The sequence below is a fragment of the Virgisporangium ochraceum genome (assembly GCF_016863655.1).
Classification (GTDB): Bacteria; Actinomycetota; Actinomycetes; order Mycobacteriales; family Micromonosporaceae; genus Virgisporangium; species Virgisporangium ochraceum.
Genome location: NZ_BOPH01000043.1, coordinates 113,139 through 134,795 on the forward strand (window position 1 = coordinate 113,139; position 21,657 = coordinate 134,795).

Consider the following 21,657-nt stretch of genomic DNA (forward strand, 5'->3'; position numbering starts at 1 on the left):
CGCGCCGGTGCACGACCCGGCCGGCGCCGCCCCCGCGGCGCCGGCGCACCACCGACCGAGGAGGAACCCCGTTGGCCCGCACCGGACGGCGACCCGGCCGCCAGGACACCCGCGAGGCGATCCTGGCGGCCGCCCGCACCGCCTTCGCGGAGAAGGGCTTCGACGGCGCCTCGATCAGGCACATCGCCGGCGCCGCCGGGGTCGACCCCGCCCTGGTGCACCACTACTTCGGGACCAAGGACCAGCTGTTCGTCGCCGCGATGGACTTTCCCATCGACCCGGCGAAGCTCCTGCCCCAGGTGGCGGCCGGCGGCATCGACGGGCTGGGCGAGCGGCTGGTCCGCATGTTCCTCACGGTCTGGGACGGGCCGCTGAACTCCGTCGGCGTGGCGCTGGTGCGCAGCGCGACCCGCAGCGACCTGGCCGCCCGCCTGCTCCGCGAGTTCCTGACCACCCAGGTGATCCGGCGTGTCCTCGACAACGTCACGGTCGACCCGGCCGAGGTACCCACCCGCGGCAGCCTGGTGGCCAGCCAGATGATCGGACTGGCGATGATGCGCTACGTGATCAAGCTGGAACCCCTGGCCAGCGCCGACCCGGACGTCGTGGTGGCCGCCGTCGCACCCACGATCCAGCGCTACCTGGAGCAACCCCTCAAGACGTTCTGACGCGCGGTCTCCGAGGCTGTACGGAAATGTGACAATTCCGCTGCCGTGTCGAGTGGCACGGCTGGGGCATTCTGGACGCCATGGCCTATCAGAACGGGTCCTGGCCCGGTCACCCGCAACGGTACGGACCGGCACAGCCGGCCACCCGCGGCTACCCGGCCACCCAGAACCACCCGGCCACCCAGAACCACCCGGCGTATCCGGGCACGCAGAACTACCCGGCCTATCCGGGGTACCCGGGCCAGCCGCCGACCCAGTCCTGGCCCGAGGGCGGGTCCTGGCCGAGCGAGCCACCGGGTCCCGGCCAACCACCGGACTACTACGGCCCGCCGCCGCCCCCGCCGCCCGGATACGGGATGCGCGGGGCGCCCGCCGGGGTGCACATCGTCGCGATCATGCAGTACGTCACCGGCGTCGTGCTGCTGCTCACCGCCGGCGTGATCGGCGTGATCACGTTCAACGACGGGCGCGTCGGCGGCTCCGAGGTACCGGAGAGCATCCGTGGCGCGGTCACCGGCTTCGGCCTCGCGATCGCCGCGTTCTGCCTGGTGGCCGGGTTCATCGCGCTGTCGATCGGCCGCCGCATCCACCGCGGCCGGCGCGGCGCCCGGATCCTCGTGATCGTGCTCAGCGCCGTGAGCCTGGGCATCAACGTGTACACGCTGGTCACCCAGGGTGTCGCCGACCCGCTGTCGGGGCTCGTGCTGCCGACGATCTACCTCGTGCTCCTGAACACCACCCCGGTGCGGGCGTACTTCCGCAGGTACTAGGCCGGTTGCTGCTCGCGGGTCTGGTCGAGCCACGACGCGAACAGCTTGGCGTAGATGGAGTCGGCCTGGGCGACCAGCGTCGCGTGGGGACCGCGCTGCACGACCACGCCCTTGTCGAACACGATCACGTCGTCGGCGGCCTGCGCCGTGGAGAGCCGGTGGGCGATCGCGATCGTGGTGCGGCCGCGGGTCACCGCGTCGAGCGTGCGTTGCAGGCGCACCTCGGTGGCCGGGTCGACGGCGCTGGTCGCCTCGTCGAGCACCAGCAGGTCGGGGTCGGCCACGTACGCGCGGGCCAGCGCGACCAGCTGCCGCTCGCCGACGCTCAGCGCCTCGCCGCGCTCGCCGACCGGCGTCTCCAGCCCGGCCGGCAGCCCCTCGACCCAGTCGGCGAGACCCAGCTCGGTGAACGCCAGGTCGAGGTCCTCGTCGGACAGGTCGGGCTTCGCGAACCGCACGTTGGCGGCCACGGTCGTGTCGAACAGGAACCCGTCCTGCGGAACCATGACCACCCGCCGGCGCAGCGACTCGAACCGCACGTCGGTGAGCGGCACGCCCGACAGCGTCACCGCCCCGGCGGTCGGGTCCATGAGCCGGGTGAGCAGCTTCGCGAACGTCGTCTTGCCGCTGCCGGTCTCGCCGACGACCGCGACCCGGGTCTGCGCCCCGATCGCCAGGTCGACATCGTGCAGCACCCGCGGCCCACCCGGATAGGCGAAGTCGACGTGCTCGAACGCCACCGACAGCGGTCCCGCGGGCAGCTCCCGCCCGGCGGTGCCGGGATCGGCGACGTCGGGCTCGACGTCGCTGATGTCGAGCACCCGCCGCCAGCCCGCGATCGCGTTCTGGGCCTCGTTGAGCATCTCGGTGGCGACCTGGACCGGCTGGATGAACAGCGTCACCAGGAACAGGAACGCGGTGACCTCGCCGACCGTGAGGTGCCCGTCCACCCCCAACCGGAGCCCCAGGAGCACGACGCCGACGAGCGCCAGCCCCGCCGTGAGCTCGGCCGCCGAGAAGCTCGCGACCGTGGTGCGCATCGCCTTGAACTGTGCCGCCCGGTTGCGCTCGATCGCCTCGTCGAGCCGCTTCTCGGTGCGCTCGGCCACGCCATAGGCGCGGATCACGTCGGCGCCGACCACGCTCTCCCCCACCGCGGCGAGCATCGACCCGACGTGCTGGCGCACGATCGTGTAGGCGCGGGCCAGCTTGCGTTGGAACACGCGGCTGATGAACACCATCGGGAGAAAAGCCACGTAGACGACGAGCGTGAGCTGCCACGAGTACGTCGCCATCACGATCGTGGTGACCGTCAGCTGCCCGAAGCTGATCAGCAGGATGATGCCGCCGAACTGCAGGAACTGGCTGATCTGGTCGACGTCGGTGGTCACCCGCGACACCAGCGACCCGCGCCGCTCGGCCTGCTGGTGCAGCGTCGACAGGTCGTGGATGTGCCGGAACGTGCGCACCCGCACGTCGGCGAGCGCCGTCTCGCTGACCGTGAACAGCCGTACGTTCATGAGGAACGTGCACGACATCGTGACCAGCAGCACGCCGAGCGTCACCGCGACCACCACCGCGACCGCACCGGGGTCGGGCCCGCCCGGCGCGCGCAGCCCACGGTCGATGCCCTGCTGCACGGCGACCGGCGTCACGACCCGGCCGGCCGTGGCGACCAGGGCCAGCGCCAGCGTCCCGGCGAGCCCGGTGCGCAGCTCCGGCGACATGGCCAGGCCGCGCCGCAGCGTCCTCCACGTACCTTCCGGCTGTTTCTCAGGGTGTTTGTCAGGTTGTTTGTCAGGCATAGGCCTGTTCCCGTTCCCGCTCGGCGTCGGCCTGCTCGTAGGCGGTGACCAGGTTGGCGTACCCCGGCACCGTGGCCAGCAGCTCCAGGTGCTTCCCGCGCGCCACCACCCGCCCGTGCTCCAGGTAGACCACCTCGTCGGCCAGCGCGATCGTCGCCCGTCGGTAGGCCACCACGAGGATGCTCGCGCCGGCGTCGCGGCCGCGCAGCGCGGCCAGGATCGCCGCCTCCACGCGCGGGTCGACGGCGCTCGTCGCGTCGTCGAGCACCAGCAGTCGTGGACGGCCGGCCAGCGCCCGGGCCAGCGTCAACCGCTGCCGCTGCCCGCCGGACAGCGACGTGCCGCGCTCGCCGACCTCGGTGTCGAGGCCGTTGGGCAGCGCCTCGATGAACCCGTCGGCCTGCGCCTGCCGCAGGGCCCGCCACACCTCGTCGTCGTCGACGCCCTCGCGTCCCAACGCGACGTTGCCGCGGACCGAGTCGTCGAAGACGAACGGGATCTGCGGAACCAGCGCGACCGTGCCGGCGACCGCCGCGTGGCTGAGCCCGGTGAGGTCGGTGCCGTCGAGCCGCACCTGGCCCGACGTCGGGTCGACCAGCCGGGCGGTGAGCGCGGCGATCGTCGACTTGCCGCTGCCGGTGGGCCCGACCAGCGCCACCGTGCGCCCGGCCGGCACCTCGAACGTGACCCCGTGGAGCACCTCCGGACCCTCGGAGTACCGGAAGCTCACGTCGTCGAAGCAGACGGCGGCCGGCCGGTCGCGGGCTTCGAGGGTCCCCGTGCCGTAGGTCATGTCGCCGGTGGCCGCGAGGACGCCGGCGACGCGCTCCCACCCGACCACGCTGCGCGGCAGCTCACCGAGCACCCAGCCGATCGCGCGGACCGGGAACGCCATCACCGTGAACAGGAACGCGACGCTGACCACGTTCTCGACCGTGGTGGCGCCGTGCGACAGGCGCACCGCGCCCACCAGGAGCACCGCGAGCGTGCCCATCGTCGGCAGCGCCTCGAGCATCGGGTCGAACATGCCCCGTACCCGGCCCACCCGGATCAGCGCGTCGCGCAGGTCGGCGGTGCGGCCGGAGAACCGCTCGGTCTCGGTCGCCTCGCGTCCCATCGTCTTGACCACCAACGCGCCGTCGAAGCTCTCGTGCGCGATGCCGCTGACCTCGGCGCGCAGCCGCTGTGCGGCCGCGGCCCGCGGCGCCATGCGCCGCGAGTAGACGACGTTGACCGCCAGCAGCGCCGGGAACACCGTGAGCCCGACCAGGGCGAGCACCCAGTCGGTGGCGAACAGCGCCGCCATCGCCACCACCAGCATGACGACCGTGCCGACCGCGAACGGGAACGGCGCGATCGGGTACCACGCCGACTCCACGTCGGAGTTCGCGTTCGACAGCAGCTGACCGGTCGGGTGGCGGTGGTGCCACGACAGGGGCAGCGCCAGGTAGCGGCGGGTCACCTCGCGCCGGTACCGCGCCTGGAGGCGGTACTGCATGGCGCCGGCGCCCAGCCTGCGTCCCCACAGCCCCGCGACCTTGCCCACCGACAGCGCGAGGATCGACGCGGCCCCGCCCACGACGGCCGCCCGGGTGGTGTCACCACCCTCGATGGCCGGAACCACGACCCGCCCGATGACCGCACCGAGGACGAACGCCGTGGCGATCGTCAGAATCGCGAACAGGACGCTGCCGGCGGCGGCGATCGTGAACATCCAGGGTTCTTTGCGGATGGCCAGCCCCAGGATGCGGATGCCCCGGCCGAGTACCCGTTCGTCCTCCACCTGCACCCCTTCACGTAAGCCCGGGAACGACTATCCATCCTTACCGGGACGTCCGCACACCGCACCCGCATATCGACTGTGTCGGCCATCACAGCGATAAGGTGCACGTCGTGACGCGTTACGCGAAGGCCGAGCGGGCCGCCCTTGCCGACACCTTCACGGCGGTGGGGCCCGACGCACCCACGCTGTGCACCGGCTGGGCGGCTCGCGACCTGCTCGCCCACCTCCTCCTCCGGGAACGCCACCCGATCGGCGCCACCGGCATCCTGATCAAGCCCCTGAACGCCTACACCCAGCGCCGCCAGCAGGCAATCGCCCGGCGCGACTACGCCGGCCTGGTCTCCCAGCTGCGCAGGCCGCCGGTGTGGAGCCCGGTCAGCAACCCGCTGACGGACGAGCTGGCCAACACGTTGGAGATGTACGTCCACCACGAGGACGTGCGGCGGGCCCAGCCGAACTGGCGGCCCCGCGCGATCGACCCCGGCCTGGAGAAGGCCCTCTGGGACACCGTCCGGCGGACCAGCCGGCTGGCGCTACGCAGGTTCCGGGCCGCGATCGTCATCGAGGCGCCCGACTTCGGCCGGGTGTCGGCCGGTGCCGGCGGACCGGAGGTGTCTCTGCGCGGACGGCCGGGGGAACTGGCCATGTTCCTGACGGGGCGCCAGCAGGCCGCCGATGTAGCGTTGACCGGCCCGGACGAGCTGGTCGAGCGGCTCCGCAACGCCCACCTCGGCCTCTGAGGAGACCGGGTCTGGTCGAAGGGCGGGCGCAACACTACTCTTCGGTACAACCCCTCACCGTGACGCCGGTCACGTGGTTTTCGTGCGCGGAGGCCCCCCGATATGACAGACCTGCTCTACCGGTCCATTCCGGAGATGTTTCTCAAACGTGTATCGGAGTCGCCGGACAAGAAGGCGCTCGCGCATCCGGCTCCCGGAGACTCCGGCGAGCCCGTCTGGCTGACCTGGTCGGAGGTCGCGGCCCGGGCCAAGGCGATCGCCGCCGGCCTGCACGACCTCGGCGTCCGCACCGAGGACCGGGTGGCGATCCTCGCCGGCACCCGCATCGAGTGGGTGCTCGCCGACCTCGGCGTCATGTGCGCCGGCGCGGCCACCACCACGGTCTACCCGACCACCGAGGCCGAGGACGCACAGTACATCGTGCGTGACTCCGGGTCGAAGGTGCTGATCGCCGAGAACGCCGAGCAGGCCGCGAAACTCACCGGCGTGAAGCTCGACGCGATCGTCGTGATCGACGGCCCGGCCGGCGACGGCCAGCTCACCCTCGCCGACCTGGAGAAGCGCGGCGCCGGCGTGCTCGCCGGGAAGCCGACGCTGATCGAGGACATCGCCGAGACGGTCGAGCCCCAGCACCTCGCGACCCTGATCTACACGTCCGGCACCACCGGCCGGCCCAAGGGCGTGGAACTGCTGCACGCCGGCTGGGTCTGGCAGGGTCAGCGCCAGGCCGAACTCGGCATCCTCAACTCCGACGACCTCCAGTACCTCTGGCTGCCGCTGTCGCACTCGTTCGGCAAGACGCTGCTGTGCGGCATCATCTTCGTCGGCCTGCCCACCTACATCGACGGCCGCGTCGACAAGCTCATCGACAACCTTGGCGCGATCAGGCCGACGCTCATGTGCGCCGCGCCGCGCGTCTTCGAGAAGGTCTACAACCGCGTGGTGTCGCAGGCGAAGGACGCCGGTGGCGCGAAGTGGAAGATCTTCACCTGGGCGCTGGGCGTCGGCAAGCGGCACGCCGCCGAGCGGCACGCCGGCCGCACACCGGGCGGTCTGCTGGCGTTCCAGTACGGCATCGCGCACAAGCTGGTCTTCAGCAAGCTGCACGCGCGCCTCGGCGGGCAGATCCGGGCGATGGTCTCGGGGTCGGCGCCGCTCGCCAAGGAGATCGGCGAGTTCTTCCACGCCGCCGGCCTCAACGTGCTCGAGGGCTACGGGCTCACCGAGACGTCCGCCGGATCGTTCATCAACCGCGAGGACGCGGTGCGGCTGGGCACCGTCGGCCAGGCCATCGGCGACCTCGAGTGCAAGATCGCCGAGGACGGCGAGGTGCTGCTGCGCGGCACGCCGGTGATGCGCGGCTACCACAACCTCCCGGCCGAGACCGAGGCCGCGTTCACCGAGGACGGCTGGTTCCGCACCGGCGACATCGGCGAGCTCGACAGCAAGGGCTTCCTGCGGATCACCGACCGCAAGAAGGACCTGATCAAGACCTCGGGCGGCAAGTACGTGGCGCCGAGCCACATCGAGGGCATGTTCAAGTCGATCTGCCCGTACACGTCGCAGGCGGTGGTGATCGGGCAGGCCCGCAACTACTGCACGATGCTGGTGACCCTCGACCCCGACGGCATCGCCCAGTGGGCCGCCGGCACGCCGCTCGAGGGCAAGTCGTACACCGAGATCGTGCAGTCCAAAGAGGCCCACGACCTGCTCGACGGCTACATCAAGGAGCTGAACACGAGGCTCAACCGCTGGGAGACGATCAAGAAGTTCGTGATCCTCCCCCGCGACCTGAGCATCGAGGACGGCGAGCTGACCCCGAGCCTGAAGGTCAAGCGCCGCGTGGTGGAGACCACCTTCGAGGCCGACATCACGAAGATGTACTCGGGGGCCGTGGCCGAGGTCTGACCCCGCTTTCGGATAAACGACGCTCTATCCTGTGCGGTTCGGGCCACCGAACCCACACTGGATAGAGCGTCGTTTATGCAAGGGCCGGGCCACGCGGGGCACTGCAGTCAGCGGCGTCACGGGCACGGCTCCGGGGAGCCGTTCATGATCGCTGTTGATCATCCTGGAACATCGGGTCGTTGAATCCGACCTCACCGGAAGACGTCAGGCGACCACGGCGGGTTCGGACCAGCGGCGGGTCGGGCGTTCCACCAGGTGCCTCGCCCCGGCCAGCCGGGCCACGGCCTCCCGCACCTGCGGCACCGGCAGGACGTAGGGCATGCGCAGGTAACGCTCGAACGTGCCGTCGACGCCGAACCTCGGGCCGGGCGCGATGCGCAGGTCCAGCTCGGCCGCCGCGCGGGCCAGCGCCGTCGCCACCGGGGCGTCCAGCTCGATCCACAGGCACAGGCCACCCGACGGCACCGTGAACCGCCACTGCGGCAGCTCCGCGCGCAGCGCGGCCGCCAGCGCGTCGCGCTGGGCGCGCAGGTCGCGGCGCCGCGCGCCGATGATCTCGTCGGACCGGCGCAGCAGGTGCACCGCGATCAGCTGCTCCAGCACCGGTGACGCCATGTCGACGTTGACCCGCAGCGCGGCCAGCCGGGCGATCGTCGGCGCCGCGGCACGGATCCAGCCGATGCGCAGCCCACCCCAGAACGGCTTGCTCATGCCACCGATCGACACGGTGCGCGCCCCGCGGTCGTAGACGGCCACCGGCGGCGGGTTGGCACCGGCGTCGAGCCGCAGGTCGGCGAAGGACTCGTCGATGACCAGCTCGGTGCCGGCGGCGTGGGCGACGGCGGGCAGCCGCGCCCGCAGCGGCTCCGGCATCAGGTGGCCGGTGGGGTTGTGGAAGTCGGGGATCAGGTAGGCCAGCCGGGCCGACGCGCCCCGCAGCGTGGAGAGCATCAGCTCCGGGTCCCAGCCGTTGTGGTCCAGGTTGTAGGTCAGGACCCGGTGCCGCCGCTCGGCCAGCGACGTGAGCGCGTTCGGGTACGTCGGAGCCTCGACCAGCACCCGCTGCCCGGGCGCGGCGAACAGCCGCACGAGCAGGTCGAGCCCCTGCTGCACGCCGGCAGTGATCATGATTTGTTCGGGGTCGGTGGGCAGGCCGCGGTCGGTGTAGCGGGCGGCGACCAGCTCACGTAGCGGCACGATCCCGGTCGGCTGGTAGCCCTGCCGGCTGAGATACGGCGGAAGATCCAGCGCAGCCTGCTGCACGGCGTCGGTGATCTGCGGCGGAGCGGCGAGCGCCGCGCAGTTGAGGTCGATCACGTCGGCGTCGTCGCCGTCGACCGCCATGATCACGCCGCCGCTGCCGATGCGGTGGCCGCCCGGCAGCTCGGTCCAGCTTCCGGCGCCGCGGCGGCTGGTGAGGTGACCGGACTCACGCAGCGTCCGGTACGCCGCGGTGACCGTGGTGCGGCTGATGCCCAGCGCCTCGGCCAGCTCCCGCTCGGCGGGCAGCCGCACCCCGAGGGCGAGCCGGCCGTCGGTGAGGAGACCGCGCACCGCCTCGGCCAGCGCCACGTACTCGGGGCCACGGCGGTGCGTCCGCACCTGCCACTCGCCGAGCAAACGGGCCAGTTGGACCCCTCGCATGATGCCCGCCACGTCCACCTCCCGGAAATTGGTTCTTTCGCCGCAGGCCAATTGGCTTGAGATTGGCATGCGTGACCCAGATTGGCAACCGCCTTCCGCTCCGCTACCGCTTCCCGCGCCGGTTCCTCCAGCTGCAGGCCGGTCTGGTGCTGTACGGCGTCAGCATGGCGCTGTTCATCCGGGCGGACCTCGGGCTCGACCCGTGGGACGTGTTCCACCAGGGCGTCAGCGAGCGCACCGGGCTGCGGTTCGGCTGGGTGGTGTTCCTCGTCAGCGTCGCGGTGCTGCTGCTGTGGATCCCGCTGCGGCAACGGCCCGGCATCGGGACGGTCAGCAATGCCGTCGTCATCAGCCTGGCCGTCGAGGGCGGGCTGGCCGTGCTGCCGGACGTCGAGGCGATGTGGCTGCGCATCGTGATGCTGGTGGCCGCGGTCGTGCTCAACGGCGTCGCCACCGGGTCCTACATCGGCGCCGAACTCGGACCGGGACCGCGCGACGGCCTCATGACGGGACTGGCCCGCCGCTTCCCCCGGCTGTCGATCCGCCTGGTGCGCACCGCGATCGAGGTGACGGTGCTCGCGGTCGGCTGGCTGCTCGGCGGCTCGGTCGGCGCCGGCACGGTGCTGTACGCGCTGGCGATCGGACCGTTGACGCAGGCGTTCCTGCCGATCTTCACCGTGCAGTACCGTCAGGCCGGTGCTGCGACCGACGTATCCGATCCGCACTCCCCGCCTCGCCCTGCGCCCGTTCACCCGTGACGACCTCGACGCCGTCGAGGCCTACGTCAGCGACCCCGACGTCGTGCGCTTCCTCTACTGGGAGGTGGCAACCGACCGGGCCGCGGCACGTCGGATGCTCGACGGGAAGATCGGGCACTGGTCGCTGAACGAGCCCGGCCAGTCGCTGATCCTGGCGATCGAGAGCGGCGGCACGCTGATCGGCGAGGTCGTCCTCAAGTGGCTCAGTGGGGAGCACCGCCAGGGCGAGGTCGGGTTCGTGGTGACGCCGGCGCACCAGGGTCACGGGTACGCGGCGGAGGCCGCCCGGGCGATGCTCGCGTTGGCGTTCGACGACCTCGGGCTGCACCGGGTGATCGGCCGGTGCGACGCCCGGAACAAGGCCTCCGCGTCGGTGCTCGAACGGCTGGGCATGCGGCGGGAGGCGCACTTCGTCCAGAACGAGATCTTCAAGGGCGAATGGGGCGACGAGTATGTCTACGCGATCCTCGCCGATGAGTTCGCCCGATCGGGCAGGGCCTAGGCTGCGTCCCGTGGCGACTCTGCTCTCGGTCAACCTGGCCCACCCCCGTGACGACCGCGGCCGGACCGTCCAGGTGACCGGCATCGACAAGCGGCCGACCACCGGTCCGGTACGCCTCGACGTCCCCGCGCCCGGCGGCAGCGGTGTGGCCGGCGACCTGATCGGCGCGCCGCACATCCACGGCGGCGGCGACCAGGCCGTGTACGCCTACGCGCGGGAGGACCTCGACACCTGGGCGGGCGAGCTGAACCGGACCCTGACCAACGGCCAGTTCGGCGAGAACCTGACCACCTTCGGGCTCGACGTGAACGGCGCCCTGATCGGCGAGCACTGGCGCATCGGCGACGCGCTGCTCGAGGTCTCCGCACCGCGGATCCCCTGCTCCACGTTCGCCCGCTGGATCGGTGAACCGCACTGGATCAAGCGGTTCACCCAACGCGGCGTGTCCGGCGCCTACCTGCGGGTGCTCGAAGCCGGCGAGATCGAGGCGGGCCGACCGGTCGAGGTGGTGCACCGGCCCGCGCACGGCGTCACCTCCGCGCTCACGTTCCGGGCGCTCACCACCGAACCCGGCCTCATCCCCCGGCTCGCCGACGTCGAGGCGCTCGCGGAGGAGATCAAGGAGAAGGTCGCGCGCCGTCTCGCCAGGGCCGCGTCGTGACCCGGCCCGCGACCGGTCCCGGGAGCGCGTCGTGAGCCGGCTCGCGATCGACCTCGGTACCTCGCACACCGTCGCGGTCGTCGAACGGCCCGGCCAGCAGCCGCGTCCGCTGCTCTTCGACGGCTCACCCGTGCTGCCGTCCGGGGTGTTCGCCGCCGCCGACGGCGGGATCCACGTGGGACGCGACGCGGTGCGGCTCGCGCACCTGGAACCGCACCGGTACGAGCCGCACCCGAAGCGCCGCGTCGACGAGGGGACCGTGCTGCTCGGCGACGCGGAGTACCCGGTCGCGATGCTCCTCGGCGCGCTCCTGCACCGGGTGACGCAGGAGGCCGGCCACGCGACGACCACGGTGATCACCTGCCCGGCCGACTGGGGCCGGCTGCGCCGGCAGGTGCTGGTCGACGCGGCCCACCGGGCCGGCATCGCCGACCCCGTGCTCGTCGACGAGCCGGTGGCCGCCGCGGCCTACTGCACCCGGGTGGTGGGCGGGCACGCCCTCGCCGGCCAGTCGCTGCTCGTGTTCGACTTCGGCGGCGGCACGCTCGACCTCGCCGTGGTGCGCCTCGACCCGGCGGGCACGCGCGTCACCGGGGTGAGCGGCCTGGAGAACCTCGGCGGCCTCGACATCGACGAGGCGCTGGTCGGCCACCTCGGGCAGCTCGTCGCGGCACGCGACCCCGCCGGCTGGCACCGGCTCTCGCGCCCGTCGAACCCGGCCGAGCTCCGCGACCGCCGGGCGTTCCGCGACGAGGTGCGGGTCGCCAAGGAGATGCTGTCGCGCACCACCGTCGCGCCGGTGAGCGTCCCCGGCTGGTCGGAGACCCTGCACCTGACGCGCGAGGAGCTCGACCGGCTCGCCGGTCCCCTCGTCGACCGCGCCGTCGACGAGACCCGCCGCCTTCTCGACGGCGTCGGCGTGGCACCCAGCGGGATCCTGCTGGTGGGCGGGTCGAGCCGGATCCCGTTGGTGGCGACGCGGCTGCACGGCCGGTTCGGCGTCGCGCCGATGGTGCCGGAGCAACCGGAGCTTCCGGTCGCGCTCGGTGCGCTCGCGTCGCTGGCGGAGGTGCCGGTGGCGCCGCCCGCGCCGACCTCGGGTGCGCCGACGGCCCCGGTCTCGGGCTCCCCGCAGACGGGCTCCCAGCGGTCCGCGCACGGCGGCGCGGCCTTTCTCCCGGGCGACAACACCAGCACCGGCATCCCCATCAGCGGCCCGCCCGGCGACCCGGGCGCACCCTGGACCGGCCGCCCGCAGGGTCCACAGTGGACGGCGCCGCCCCCGCCACCCCGCCGCGCCCCGCGCGGCGCGCTGATCCTCGCGATCGCCGCGAGCGTCACGCTCGTCGTGCTCGCCGGTGCCACGATCTGGTTCGTCCGCGACGCGGTGCGCGGCAAGGACACGCCGAGCAAGGAGAACCCCGCCGCCGCGTCCACCCCCTCCAGCACGCCGAACCGCGGCCCGGCGCCGACGGGATTCGCGTGGTGCGGCGACGCCATCTTCTGCCCCACCACACCGGTCTGCGAAGACGCCGACGAGGAGGAGGTCGACTGCGCCAAGCCGCACACGACCGAGCTGTTCGCCGGCGGCCTCCTGCCCGGCGAGGGCTTCAGCGGCGGCGACCAGCTCGACAAGTCGCCGGAGGTGAAGGCCGGCTGCAGCGCCGCGACCCTCGACACGCGAACGGCCGACAAGGACAGAACGAAGGACTGGAACCGTTACGCCCAATGGCAGTGGCGCAACGGCGTGAACATGTTCCTGTGCTTCACCGGTCCCGAGAACGGAACGACGACCGGCTCGGTCATCAAGCAGGCCCCACCGCAGTGACCCGCACGGCCGCGGCGCCGATCTCGTCGGACTGAGCGAGGTCGATCTCGGCGCTGATGGCCCAGTCGTGGTCTCCGTTCGGGTCGTCGAAGATCTGCCGCACGGTCCACGTCTCGCGGCCGGCGTCGATCATCAGCAGCGCCGGCCCGCGGGCGTCGGGGCCGATCCCGATCTCGCCGTACTCCTCGAAGTACGGCTTCAACGCGGCTTCCCAGTCGACGCCGCTGTCGAGGTCGGCGAGCTCGTCCCAGCGGTGCAGCGCCGCCAGCTCCACCCGCCGGAACAGCGCGTTGCGCACCAGCACGCGGAACGCCCGCGCGTTGCGGGTGACCGCCGGCGGACGGTCCTCGATGACGTGGACGGCGTCGTCGGCCGTCGCGTCGGGGTCGCGCAGCTTCTCCCACTCGTCGATGAGGCTGGAGTCGACCTGGCGCACCAGCTCGCCGAGCCACTCGATGAGGTCGGTGAGCTCCTCGGTGCGCGCGTCCTCGGGAACCGTCTGGCGGAGCGCCTTGTACGCGTCGGCGAGGTAGCGCAGCACCAGGCCCTCCGAGCGGGTCAGCCCGTAGAAGCTGATGTACTCGGTGAACGTCATCGCGCGTTCGAACATGTCGCGCGCCACCGACTTCGGCGCGAGCTCGTGGTCGGCGACCCACGGATGCCCGCGCCGGTACAGCTCGTAGGCCGCGTCGAGCAGCTCCGCCAGCGGTTTCGGGTACGTGACGCCCTCGATGAGCTCGACCCGCTGGTCGTACTCGATGCCCTCGGCCTTCATCGCCGCGACCGCTTCGCCGCGCGCCTTGGACTGCTGCGCCATCAGCACCTGGCGCGGATTGTCCAAAATGGACTCGACGACCGACAGCACGTCGAGCGCGTAGATCGGCGACTCGCGGTCGAGCAGTTCGAACGCCGCCAACGCCAACGGCGACAACGGCTGGTTGAGCGCGAAGTCGAGCTGCAGGTCGACGGTGAGCCGGACGATGCGTCCCTCCTCGTCGGGCGTGTCGAGCCGTTCCACCACCCCGCCCGCCAGCAGCGCGCGGTAGATCGCGATCGCCCGCCGGATGTGCCTGCGCTGCTGCGGCCGGTCGTCGTGGTTCTCCGTGAGCAGGTGCCGCATCGCGTCGAACGCGTTGCCCGGCCGGCTGATCACGTTGAGCAGCATCGCGTGGCTCACCTGGAAGTGCGACGTGAGCGGCTCCGGCTCGGCCTCGATGAGCCGGTCGAACGTGGGCCGGCCGTACCCGATCGTGCCCTCGGGCGGCTTCTTGCGCACGACCTTGCGCCGCTTCTTCGGGTCGTCGCCCGCCTTCGCGAGGGCCCGCTCGTTGTCGATGACGTGCTCGGGCGCCTGCACCACCACGGTTCCCATGGTGTCGAACCCGGCCCGCCCGGCCCGGCCGGCGATCTGGTGGAACTCGCGCGCCTTCAGCAGCCGCGTCTTCACACCGTCGTACTTGGACAGTCCCGTGAACAGCACCGTCCTGATGGGAACGTTGATGCCGACGCCGAGGGTGTCGGTGCCGCAGATGACCTTCAACAGCCCCGCCTGCGCCAGGGTTTCCACGAGCCGACGGTACTTCGGCAGCAGCCCCGCGTGGTGCACGCCGATCCCGTGGCGCACCAACCTCGACAGCGTCTTCGACCCGAAGCCGGCCGTGAACCGGAAGTTCCCGATCAGCTCGGCGATCGCGTCCTTCTCGGCGCGCGTACACACGTTGATGCTCATCAACGCCTGCGCACGTTCGAGCGCCGCCTGCTGCGTGAAGTGCACGACGTACACGGGCGACTGCTTCGTGGTGAGCAGCTCCTCGAGCGTCTCGTGCAGCGGCGTCATCGCGTACTCGTAGTGCAGCGGCACCGGCCGTTCCACCGACCGGATCACCGTGGTCTGCCGACCCGTGCGGCGGTTCAGATCCTCCTGGAACCGGTCCATGTCGCCGAGCGTCGCCGACATCAGCACGAACTGGGCCTGCGGCAGCTCGATGAGCGGCACCTGCCACGCCCATCCCCGATCGGGCTCGGCGTAGAAGTGGAACTCGTCCATCGTCACCATGCCGACGTCGGCCTTGTCGCCGTACCGCAACGCGATGTTCGCGAGGATCTCGGCCGTGCAGCACACGATCGGCGCGTCGGCGTTCACGCTCGCGTCACCGGTGAGCATGCCGACGTTGGCCGCGCCGAACGTCGCGCACAGCTCGAAGAACTTCTCGCTCACCAACGCCTTGATGGGCGCGGTGTAGTACGTCCGCCGCCCCTTGGCGAGCGCGGTGAAGTGCGCCGCCGCCGCGACGAGGCTCTTACCGGAACCGGTGGGGGTACTGAGAATCACGTTCGAGCCGTACGCGATCTCGAGCAGCGCCTCCTCCTGGTGCGGGTACAGCGCGAGGCCGCGGTCGCCCGCCCACGTCGCGAACGCCTCGTAGATGGCGTCGGGCAGCTCGTCGTCGGGAACGTCGTCCGACGGCACCAGCTCGATGAGCGCGGTCATCGTCGTGTGTAGCGCAGGTCGGCGATGGCGCGGCCCGCGTCGTGGCCACGCTTTTCGAACTTCGTGAGGGGACGCACGTGAGCGCCCTCTGATGCGCTGGAAGTCATCCTGATGAGCAGGGGCGACGCGTCGAGCGTCTCCTCCATCGACTCCGCGTACCCGGGCCAGTCCGTGGCGCACCACAGCAGGCCGCCCGGTACCAGCCTGCTTGCCAGCACGGCCACGTGCCCCGGCTGGATCAGGCGACGCTTGTGGTGCCGGGCCTTCGGCCACGGGTCGGGAAAGAAGGCGTGCACCGCGGCGAGAGTGCCGTGCGGTACGCGTCCCATGAGTTCCATCGCGTCTTCGAAGGCGACGCGCACGTTGGTGAGCCCGCGCTCCTCCACCGTGGCGAGCAGGTTCGCGACGCCGGGGGTGTGTATCTCCACGGCGAGGTATCCGCGTGCCGGGTCGGCCTGCGCCATGGCGGCGGTCGCCTCACCCATGCCCGAGCCGATCTCCACCACCAGCGGCACGTCGACGCCGAACAGTTCCCGCGCCGTGACGGGCCGGTGGGCGTCGGCGCCGTAGGCGGGCAGGAGACGGTCGAGGGCGTCGTGGTGCCGGCCGCTGAGCCGCCCGCGCCGCGGGTGGTACGTCCGGATCGACTTCACCCTGTGAAACCTAACATTCGCTCTTGCGTTCGAAGCCGGCCCACGGCATCCTCCGCGCGTGACCGACCCCGCGCCCGTGCCCGGGCCGATCCCCCAGGTGGTGCGCCCCGCTCTCCCGTACCACCGGCTGGCGGGGCCGGCCGGATGGCGCACCGCCCTCGGCACGGTGCTGATCCTCGCCGGCACGGTGGCCGCCTCCACCGTCCTGTACGGCGTGGCCATGGTCGGCGGCCAGGTCGCCGACGTGCCCCGCGACGTGGACGACCTGCCGATCCTGCCGCCGCTCGCCGACACCGCCGTGGCTCTCGCCGGCATCGCGGTCGGGCTGCCGCTCGTGCTGCTGGCCGCCCGCCTGGTGCAGCGCCGGCCGGCCGGAACGGTGTCGTCGGTGCTCGGCCGCCTCCGGTGGGGGTGGCTCGCGTGGTGCCTGCCACTCGCGTTCGCGGCGGTCGTGGTCTTCTTCCTGGCGTCGTTCGTGCTCGCGCCGCTCTTCCCCGCCGCTACCGGGGATCCCGGCGCCTGGGTGGGCGGCGGCCCGTTCCTGCGGGCGATGCTCGTGCTGGTCCTGATCGTGCCGTTCCAGGCCGCCGCCGAGGAGTACGCGTTCCGCGGCTGGCTGCTGCAGGGGGTGGGCTCGCTGGCCTTCCTCCGGGGGCGGCTGTGGCCGGCGATCGTCGTGCAGGCGGTGCTGTTCGCGGCCGTGCACGGCTGGGGCACCGTGTGGGGCTTCGTCGACCTGGTGATCTGGGCCTGCTTCATGGGCTGGGTCACCGTGCGGACCGGCGGGCTGGAGGCCGCGATCGCGCTGCACCTGGCGAACAACCTGATGTCGATGGCGTGGAGCGTCGCGTTCGGGACCCTGGACCTCGAGGTGACCGCGGCCGACATGTCCGTGCTGATGCTGGCGATCGACATACCCGTCGTGCTCGGCTACACACTCGTGGTCACGTGGCTGGCTCGGCGACGCGGGCTGCCGACGTCGACGTGTCATGGGGCACACAGGTGACACCCAGGTTCAGCACACCACCCGTTCAGGTCGGGCTGGGATCGTGATCCGGTCGCCGGCCGGGGGGTCGCCGACCGGATGGAGGAGCCATGCTGGTGGAGCCTTACGCCAGGAACATCGCGCTATCCACGACCGGCGCGGTGCGCGTCGTCGGTGACGCGCTCGCGGTCGCCGGTCTCACGCGCCACCTGCCCGACTCCTGGACGGTCTCGCCGGCCGCGAGCGTGGCCGCCGCCGGTCCCGACGACCTTGCCCTCCTGGTCTACCCGGCCGCCGCCGAGGTGGCGGCGGCCCACCGCACCCTGGGCGGCGGTGCCCGCCTGGTCGTCCTGATCGAGCCGACCGCGACCGCCGAGCGGGTGGCCGAGGTGCTGGAGGCCGGTGCCGACACCTGCGTACGAGCCGGTTCGGCCGCCGTGCTGGCCGGCCACCTCATCGCCTGCCGGAGGCGCACCGCGGGCCGCGACCCGCTGACGCTACGCATGCGGAACTCCCGGATCCCGACCCGCCCCTTGAACGCAGTCCACACCCGCTAGCGTCGGAGTTTCCAGATCCGCATGCGGTTGTGGCGTCACTGCGCGGTGTGGAACGGCAAGTCTTGCGGGTGCGGGTGTCTGTTGATCGGTGTTTGAGGAACGAAACTGCAGTGTGACTCCACGTTCGTTCCTCGAACGACGATCAAGGCGGTCCGCACAGACCTGTTGAGCAGACTTCCGATGACGGACAGTGGCGGCGAAGTTCCGGCCGAGCCGGCCTGTCGGTTTTGTCCGGCCGCCGGCGGCAAGTGAACCTGCGACTCAGGACACGGCCGGGGCCCGCTCAGCCGAAGAGGTCGCCGATCCGATCGGCGGTAACCGCTCGGCGCGCCCACACGTCAAGCTGACCGACGTCTGTGCACGAGGAGATCCGTTCCCGGACATCGTCCGGAACCTCGATCTTGCGGACCTCGAGGATCATGAGCAGCGTCCGGGCCTCACCTCGCGCCTCGCCACGTGCCTCGCCCACCGCTTCGTGGTGACGCGCGAAGTCGCTCTTGTATCCCGCAGTGGTCACGATCTCCTCCAGCACCGCGCGGTCACCCGCACTGTTCGCGGTCCTACCACCACCGGCGCCATCCTGAAGAAGTCGGAATCGGTGATCACCACCGGCTCGCAGCACCAGTCGGCGACCTTCTCCTCGAGACACACGACGAGAAGAAGCACGGGGCACTCCAACCGGCTGTACAGCGTGCCCACATAGGCCGGCCACGAGAACCGCTTCCGCTTGTCCGTACCCAACTGCGCCTCGACGATCACCGCGAACACCACCTTCCCGTCCGCACCGGCGTACTTCACGACGCGGTCGGCGCGGTACTCGGTGGGAATCACATCAGTCAGGTCGCCGGCCACCACCACGGCGTCCTCATACTTCGGTATCTGCCAGTTCATCGCCTCCAAGACATCGACTGCCAGTTCCGGGCGTACCCGGAACATCTCGGTCACCAGCTCGTGCTCCTGCGACGGCATTGGACGATCATAGACGTTACTGAACGAGTTTGCCGGCGCGGAAATGTCATGGGTCGATGCGTGACGATTCGGCGCCATCGAGGCATCTGGGGCTACCGAGCGGTAGCTACCCATGGCAGGCTCTCCCTCATGTCCGAGAGCGCCGCCCCCACGGCTCCGGGCCCCGAACCCGCCCGATCCGCGACGCTCGCGCGCAGGTTGAACTGGCGCGGCCGTCCGGTGCCGCCGGCGGTCGTCTGGCTCAGCGCCGCTCTGGTTCTGGTGCTCGTGGCGTGGGCGAGTGTCACCTGGATCAACGCCGCCCTCGGTGCCGAGAAGTGCGACGACCCGGTGGTGCTCGAGGTCGCGGCCGCACCCGCGATCGCACCGGCGCTCGGCGAACTGGCCGGATCGGGTGCCGCGGGATCGTGCGCCGAGGTGCGGGTCTCGGCCCGCGACTCCGCCGGGTACGCCGAGATCCTGGCCAACCCGCCACCGGGCACGCTCCCGCAGGTGTGGGTGCCGGAGTCGACGTTCTGGCTCGGCCGGGCGCAGGCCCGCGGCGCGTTCACGCTGCCGGCGAGCGGCACGTCGATCGCGACGACGCCGGTGGTGGTCGCGCTCACCGAGCCGGCCGCCCGGAACCTGGGCTGGCCGCAACGGCCCGTGCCGTGGTCCGACCTGCTCGGCACCCAGGGCGCCACCCTGCCGATCGGCATCCCCGACCCGGCCGCCGACCCGGTGGGCGTGGCCGGCCTCGTAGGCGTGCAGGCCGCCACCGCGAAGCGGCCCGACGCGGGTCCGGCGGAGTCGCTGGTGCTGCGCCGGCTCACCCAGTACGTGGTCCCGCGGGCGGCCGACCTCTACCTGAAGCTGCCGGAGGCCGGTGGCGGCGCCGGCAGCCTCCCGGCGTTCTTCACGTCCGAGCAGGCGCTGCTGCGGCACAACGCGCGCGGCGGCGCGGCGACCTCGCTGGTCGCCAGCTACCCGGGCGAGACGGTGCCCACGCTGGACTTCCCGTACGTCGTGCTACCGGGAACGCAGAAGGCGGAGGTCACCGCCGCCACCACGTTCCTCGACCGGCTCCTGCGTCCCGACGCCCGCGACCAGCTGCAGAAGGCCGGCTTCCGCGACCCCGACGGCACCCCGCCGACCACGAAGGACCCGTCTCCGAGCGCCAGCCGGGTGAGCACCGAACCGATCGCGCCCGTCGCCATGCCCACCGAGGACGAGCTGGTCCAGGTGCTCAGCCGCTGGACCGGCGTGCAGCTGTCGGCGCGCATCCTCGCGGTCATCGACGTCTCCGGGTCGATGAACGAACGGACGCCGAACGGCCAGACGAGGCTGAGCCTCATGATGCAGGCCGGCCAGGAGGGCGTGGGGCTGCTCCTCGACGCGACCGAGCTCGGGATCTGGGTGTTCTCCACGCGGATGGAGGGCGACCGCGACTACCAGGTGCTGGTGCCCACCGGTCCGCTGTCCGACCAGCGCAGCCGCATCATCGGCACGCTGGGCGGCATCAAGGCGAAATCCGACGGCGACACCGGCCTCTACGACACCACGCTCGCCGCGTACCAGGAGGCCCGCCGCACGTGGATGCCCGGCCGCATCAACATCGTCCTGATCGCCACCGACGGCAAGAACGACGACGACAACAGCATCGGCCGCGCCCAGCTGATCGGTGAGCTGCAGAAGCTCGCCGACCCGCGGCGCCCGCTGCCGATCCTGTTCATGGGCCTCGGCGACGGCATCGACGTCAACGAGCTCAACGAGATCTCGCGGGCGGTCGACGGTCGGGTGTACGTCGCCCAGCAGCCCGGCGACATCAGGGCGATCTTCTTCTCCGCCCTCTCGGACTTCGGTTGCCAGCCCCCGTCGTGCAGAAAGTAGCGCTAACTCCGCACGGCCGCGACAAGGCGGGCGAGCAGGTCCGACGCGGCGGCATCGGTGAGGTCGCGGCGGCGGGCCCGCACGGTCAGCGACGTCGACCCGGCCGTGCTGACCACGCCGATGGCCACCCCCACCGGTCCGCTCGGTTGGGGAAAGAACGTCAGCGCCGCCACCGGCGGGCCGACCTCGACGGCGCCGAGGTTCGACGCGAGGAACGTGGCGCCCAGCCGGCCGGCCAGCGCCCGCGCGCCCAGGCGCAGCAGCGGGTTGCGCGACGGCGGGAAGTCGGGCTCGAGGCGCTGGTTCTCGAGCATGGCGCGCACCGAGGCGCGGTCGGTGCCGGGCGGGAGCCGCAGGCGCAGGTATGCCGCACGGTGCTCGGGCGTGAGGTCGTCGCCGTCACGGCGCGACGCGCCGATCGCCGCCACCATGCGGCCGCGCCGTCGCCGGTTCCACTCGCGCACGACGGAGGCCGCGGCGGCGGTCACCGCGGCGGTGCCGACGCCCAGGCGCGGCAGGTCCGCCGAGACCAGGACCTCGCCGTCGGCCTCCGAGGGGACCGAGCGCAGCCGCATCGGCGGCGCGAACACGGCCTCGCCGACCCGCCGGGCGGCGGCCAGCGCGAACGACGGGGCGATCTCCCGGTCGCGCATCCCCACGACCCCGGTGCGCACCGGCCGGTCGACGGCGGCACCGAGCAGCGCCAGCAGCCCGAGCCCGTCGACGGCGCCGTGATGGGCGGCCAGCAGCAGCGTCCGGTCGAGAACAGCCACCCGGACCAGCGGGGATCGACCATCGTATATACGGCTCGCGAAGTCGGCCCGCACGTCCTCCGGCCGGCCGGAGGACACCACGGACGGCGCGCCGCCCAGGTGCGGGAACCGGCCGGCGAGCGCGGCCAGCCGCCCCAGCAGCACGCCGGGGTTCAGCGGCTCACCCAGAGTGGCCTGCAGAACGATGCTCCACGGCACGCTCGGGTCGCCGTAGAGGCCCACCACCTCACGGGCCCGCAACCATGCCCGCTCGGCGTCCGTCACGCGCGCCAGCATATCGATCGAGGTAGGTC

General features: G+C 71.8%; 19 protein-coding genes. 11 read left to right on the forward strand and 8 right to left on the reverse strand.

Annotated elements, in window-relative coordinates:
- Window positions 1–71: 71 nt before the first annotated feature.
- The gene (locus Voc01_RS17545) at window positions 72–668 is read left to right on the forward strand and encodes a TetR/AcrR family transcriptional regulator (protein WP_203928513.1); all 597 of its coding nucleotides are present in this window, start codon (window positions 72–74) and stop codon (window positions 666–668) included.
- Window positions 669–748: 80 nt separating this feature from the next.
- Window positions 749–1,438 (forward strand): hypothetical protein, encoded by a 690-nt coding sequence (locus Voc01_RS17550; RefSeq protein ID WP_203928514.1) that lies wholly within the window; start codon window positions 749–751, stop codon window positions 1,436–1,438.
- On the opposite strand, the gene Voc01_RS17555 is transcribed toward Voc01_RS17550, so the two are convergent.
- Entirely contained in the window at window positions 1,435–3,243 is a 1,809-nt protein-coding gene (locus Voc01_RS17555; protein WP_203928515.1) for an ABC transporter ATP-binding protein, read from the reverse strand. The two genes, Voc01_RS17550 and Voc01_RS17555, sit on opposite strands and share 4 nt — an antisense overlap.
- Window positions 3,236–4,957, reverse strand: a complete 1,722-nt coding sequence (locus Voc01_RS17560) for an ABC transporter ATP-binding protein (RefSeq protein WP_203928579.1) — start codon at window positions 4,955–4,957, stop codon at window positions 3,236–3,238. The genes Voc01_RS17555 and Voc01_RS17560 overlap by 8 nt, the downstream gene beginning before the upstream one ends.
- A 179-nt stretch (window positions 4,958–5,136) precedes the next feature.
- On the opposite strand from Voc01_RS17560, the gene Voc01_RS17565 reads away from it, so the two are divergent.
- Complete coding sequence (locus tag Voc01_RS17565) at window positions 5,137–5,766, forward strand: TIGR03085 family metal-binding protein (protein ID WP_203928516.1); 630 nt, start codon at window positions 5,137–5,139, stop codon at window positions 5,764–5,766.
- A 102-nt stretch (window positions 5,767–5,868) separates the two neighbouring features.
- Window positions 5,869–7,674 carry an AMP-dependent synthetase/ligase gene (locus tag Voc01_RS17570; protein ID WP_239160270.1) on the forward strand — a complete coding sequence of 602 codons (1,806 nt, stop codon included), beginning with the start codon at window positions 5,869–5,871 and terminating at the stop codon, window positions 7,672–7,674.
- A 204-nt stretch (window positions 7,675–7,878) separates the two neighbouring features.
- Here Voc01_RS17570 and yczR read toward each other — a convergent pair whose 3' ends face one another.
- On the reverse strand, window positions 7,879–9,330 hold the full coding sequence (yczR, locus tag Voc01_RS17575) for a MocR-like transcription factor YczR (protein WP_203928517.1): 1,452 nt from the start codon (window positions 9,328–9,330) through the stop codon (window positions 7,879–7,881).
- Window positions 9,331–9,389: 59 nt separating this feature from the next.
- On the opposite strand from yczR, the gene yczE reads away from it, so the two are divergent.
- The 4 genes from yczE to Voc01_RS17595 are packed head-to-tail and all read left to right on the forward strand — an operon-like array spanning window position 9,390 to window position 13,067.
- Window positions 9,390–10,076, forward strand: a complete 687-nt coding sequence (gene yczE, locus Voc01_RS17580) for a membrane protein YczE (protein ID WP_239160271.1) — start codon at window positions 9,390–9,392, stop codon at window positions 10,074–10,076.
- Window positions 10,015–10,578 carry a GNAT family N-acetyltransferase gene (locus Voc01_RS17585; protein ID WP_203928518.1) on the forward strand — a complete coding sequence of 188 codons (564 nt, stop codon included), beginning with the start codon at window positions 10,015–10,017 and terminating at the stop codon, window positions 10,576–10,578. Before yczE ends, Voc01_RS17585 begins: the two co-directional genes overlap by 62 nt.
- 10 nt (window positions 10,579–10,588) lie before the next feature.
- Window positions 10,589–11,239, forward strand: a complete 651-nt coding sequence (locus Voc01_RS17590; protein WP_203928519.1) for an MOSC domain-containing protein — start codon at window positions 10,589–10,591, stop codon at window positions 11,237–11,239.
- 31 nt (window positions 11,240–11,270) lie between these two features.
- Window positions 11,271–13,067: an Hsp70 family protein gene (locus Voc01_RS17595; protein WP_203928520.1), complete on the forward strand. Its 1,797-nt coding sequence runs from the start codon at window positions 11,271–11,273 to the stop codon at window positions 13,065–13,067.
- Here the strand turns inward: Voc01_RS17595 and Voc01_RS17600 are convergent.
- Window positions 13,045–15,558 (reverse strand): DEAD/DEAH box helicase, encoded by a 2,514-nt coding sequence (locus tag Voc01_RS17600; RefSeq protein ID WP_203928521.1) that lies wholly within the window; start codon window positions 15,556–15,558, stop codon window positions 13,045–13,047. The two genes, Voc01_RS17595 and Voc01_RS17600, sit on opposite strands and share 23 nt — an antisense overlap.
- Complete coding sequence (trmB, locus tag Voc01_RS17605; RefSeq protein WP_239160272.1) at window positions 15,555–16,211, reverse strand: tRNA (guanosine(46)-N7)-methyltransferase TrmB; 657 nt, start codon at window positions 16,209–16,211, stop codon at window positions 15,555–15,557. Before trmB ends, Voc01_RS17600 begins: the two co-directional genes overlap by 4 nt.
- Before the next feature lie 58 nt (window positions 16,212–16,269).
- On the opposite strand from trmB, the gene Voc01_RS17610 reads away from it, so the two are divergent.
- Together Voc01_RS17610 and Voc01_RS17615 are read left to right on the forward strand one after the other, a co-directional pair.
- Window positions 16,270–17,217, forward strand: coding sequence for a CPBP family intramembrane glutamic endopeptidase (locus Voc01_RS17610; RefSeq protein ID WP_239160273.1), 948 nt, complete (start codon window positions 16,270–16,272; stop codon window positions 17,215–17,217).
- A gap of 89 nt (window positions 17,218–17,306) precedes the next feature.
- A complete protein-coding gene (locus Voc01_RS17615) occupies window positions 17,307–17,753 on the forward strand; it encodes a hypothetical protein (RefSeq protein ID WP_203928524.1) in 447 nt (148 codons plus the stop codon).
- Window positions 17,754–18,036: 283 nt separating this feature from the next.
- Here Voc01_RS17615 and Voc01_RS17620 read toward each other — a convergent pair whose 3' ends face one another.
- Both Voc01_RS17620 and Voc01_RS17625 read right to left on the reverse strand, forming a co-directional pair.
- The gene (locus tag Voc01_RS17620; RefSeq protein ID WP_203928525.1) at window positions 18,037–18,285 is read right to left on the reverse strand and encodes a hypothetical protein; all 249 of its coding nucleotides are present in this window, start codon (window positions 18,283–18,285) and stop codon (window positions 18,037–18,039) included.
- Entirely contained in the window at window positions 18,267–18,722 is a 456-nt protein-coding gene (locus Voc01_RS17625; protein WP_203928526.1) for a hypothetical protein, read from the reverse strand. Before Voc01_RS17625 ends, Voc01_RS17620 begins: the two co-directional genes overlap by 19 nt.
- A gap of 129 nt (window positions 18,723–18,851) precedes the next feature.
- On the opposite strand from Voc01_RS17625, the gene Voc01_RS17630 reads away from it, so the two are divergent.
- The gene (locus Voc01_RS17630) at window positions 18,852–20,591 is read left to right on the forward strand and encodes a substrate-binding and VWA domain-containing protein (protein WP_203928527.1); all 1,740 of its coding nucleotides are present in this window, start codon (window positions 18,852–18,854) and stop codon (window positions 20,589–20,591) included.
- A 2-nt stretch (window positions 20,592–20,593) separates the two neighbouring features.
- On the opposite strand, the gene Voc01_RS17635 is transcribed toward Voc01_RS17630, so the two are convergent.
- Window positions 20,594–21,628, reverse strand: coding sequence for a hypothetical protein (locus Voc01_RS17635; protein ID WP_203928528.1), 1,035 nt, complete (start codon window positions 21,626–21,628; stop codon window positions 20,594–20,596).
- Window positions 21,629–21,657: the final 29 nt, after the last annotated feature.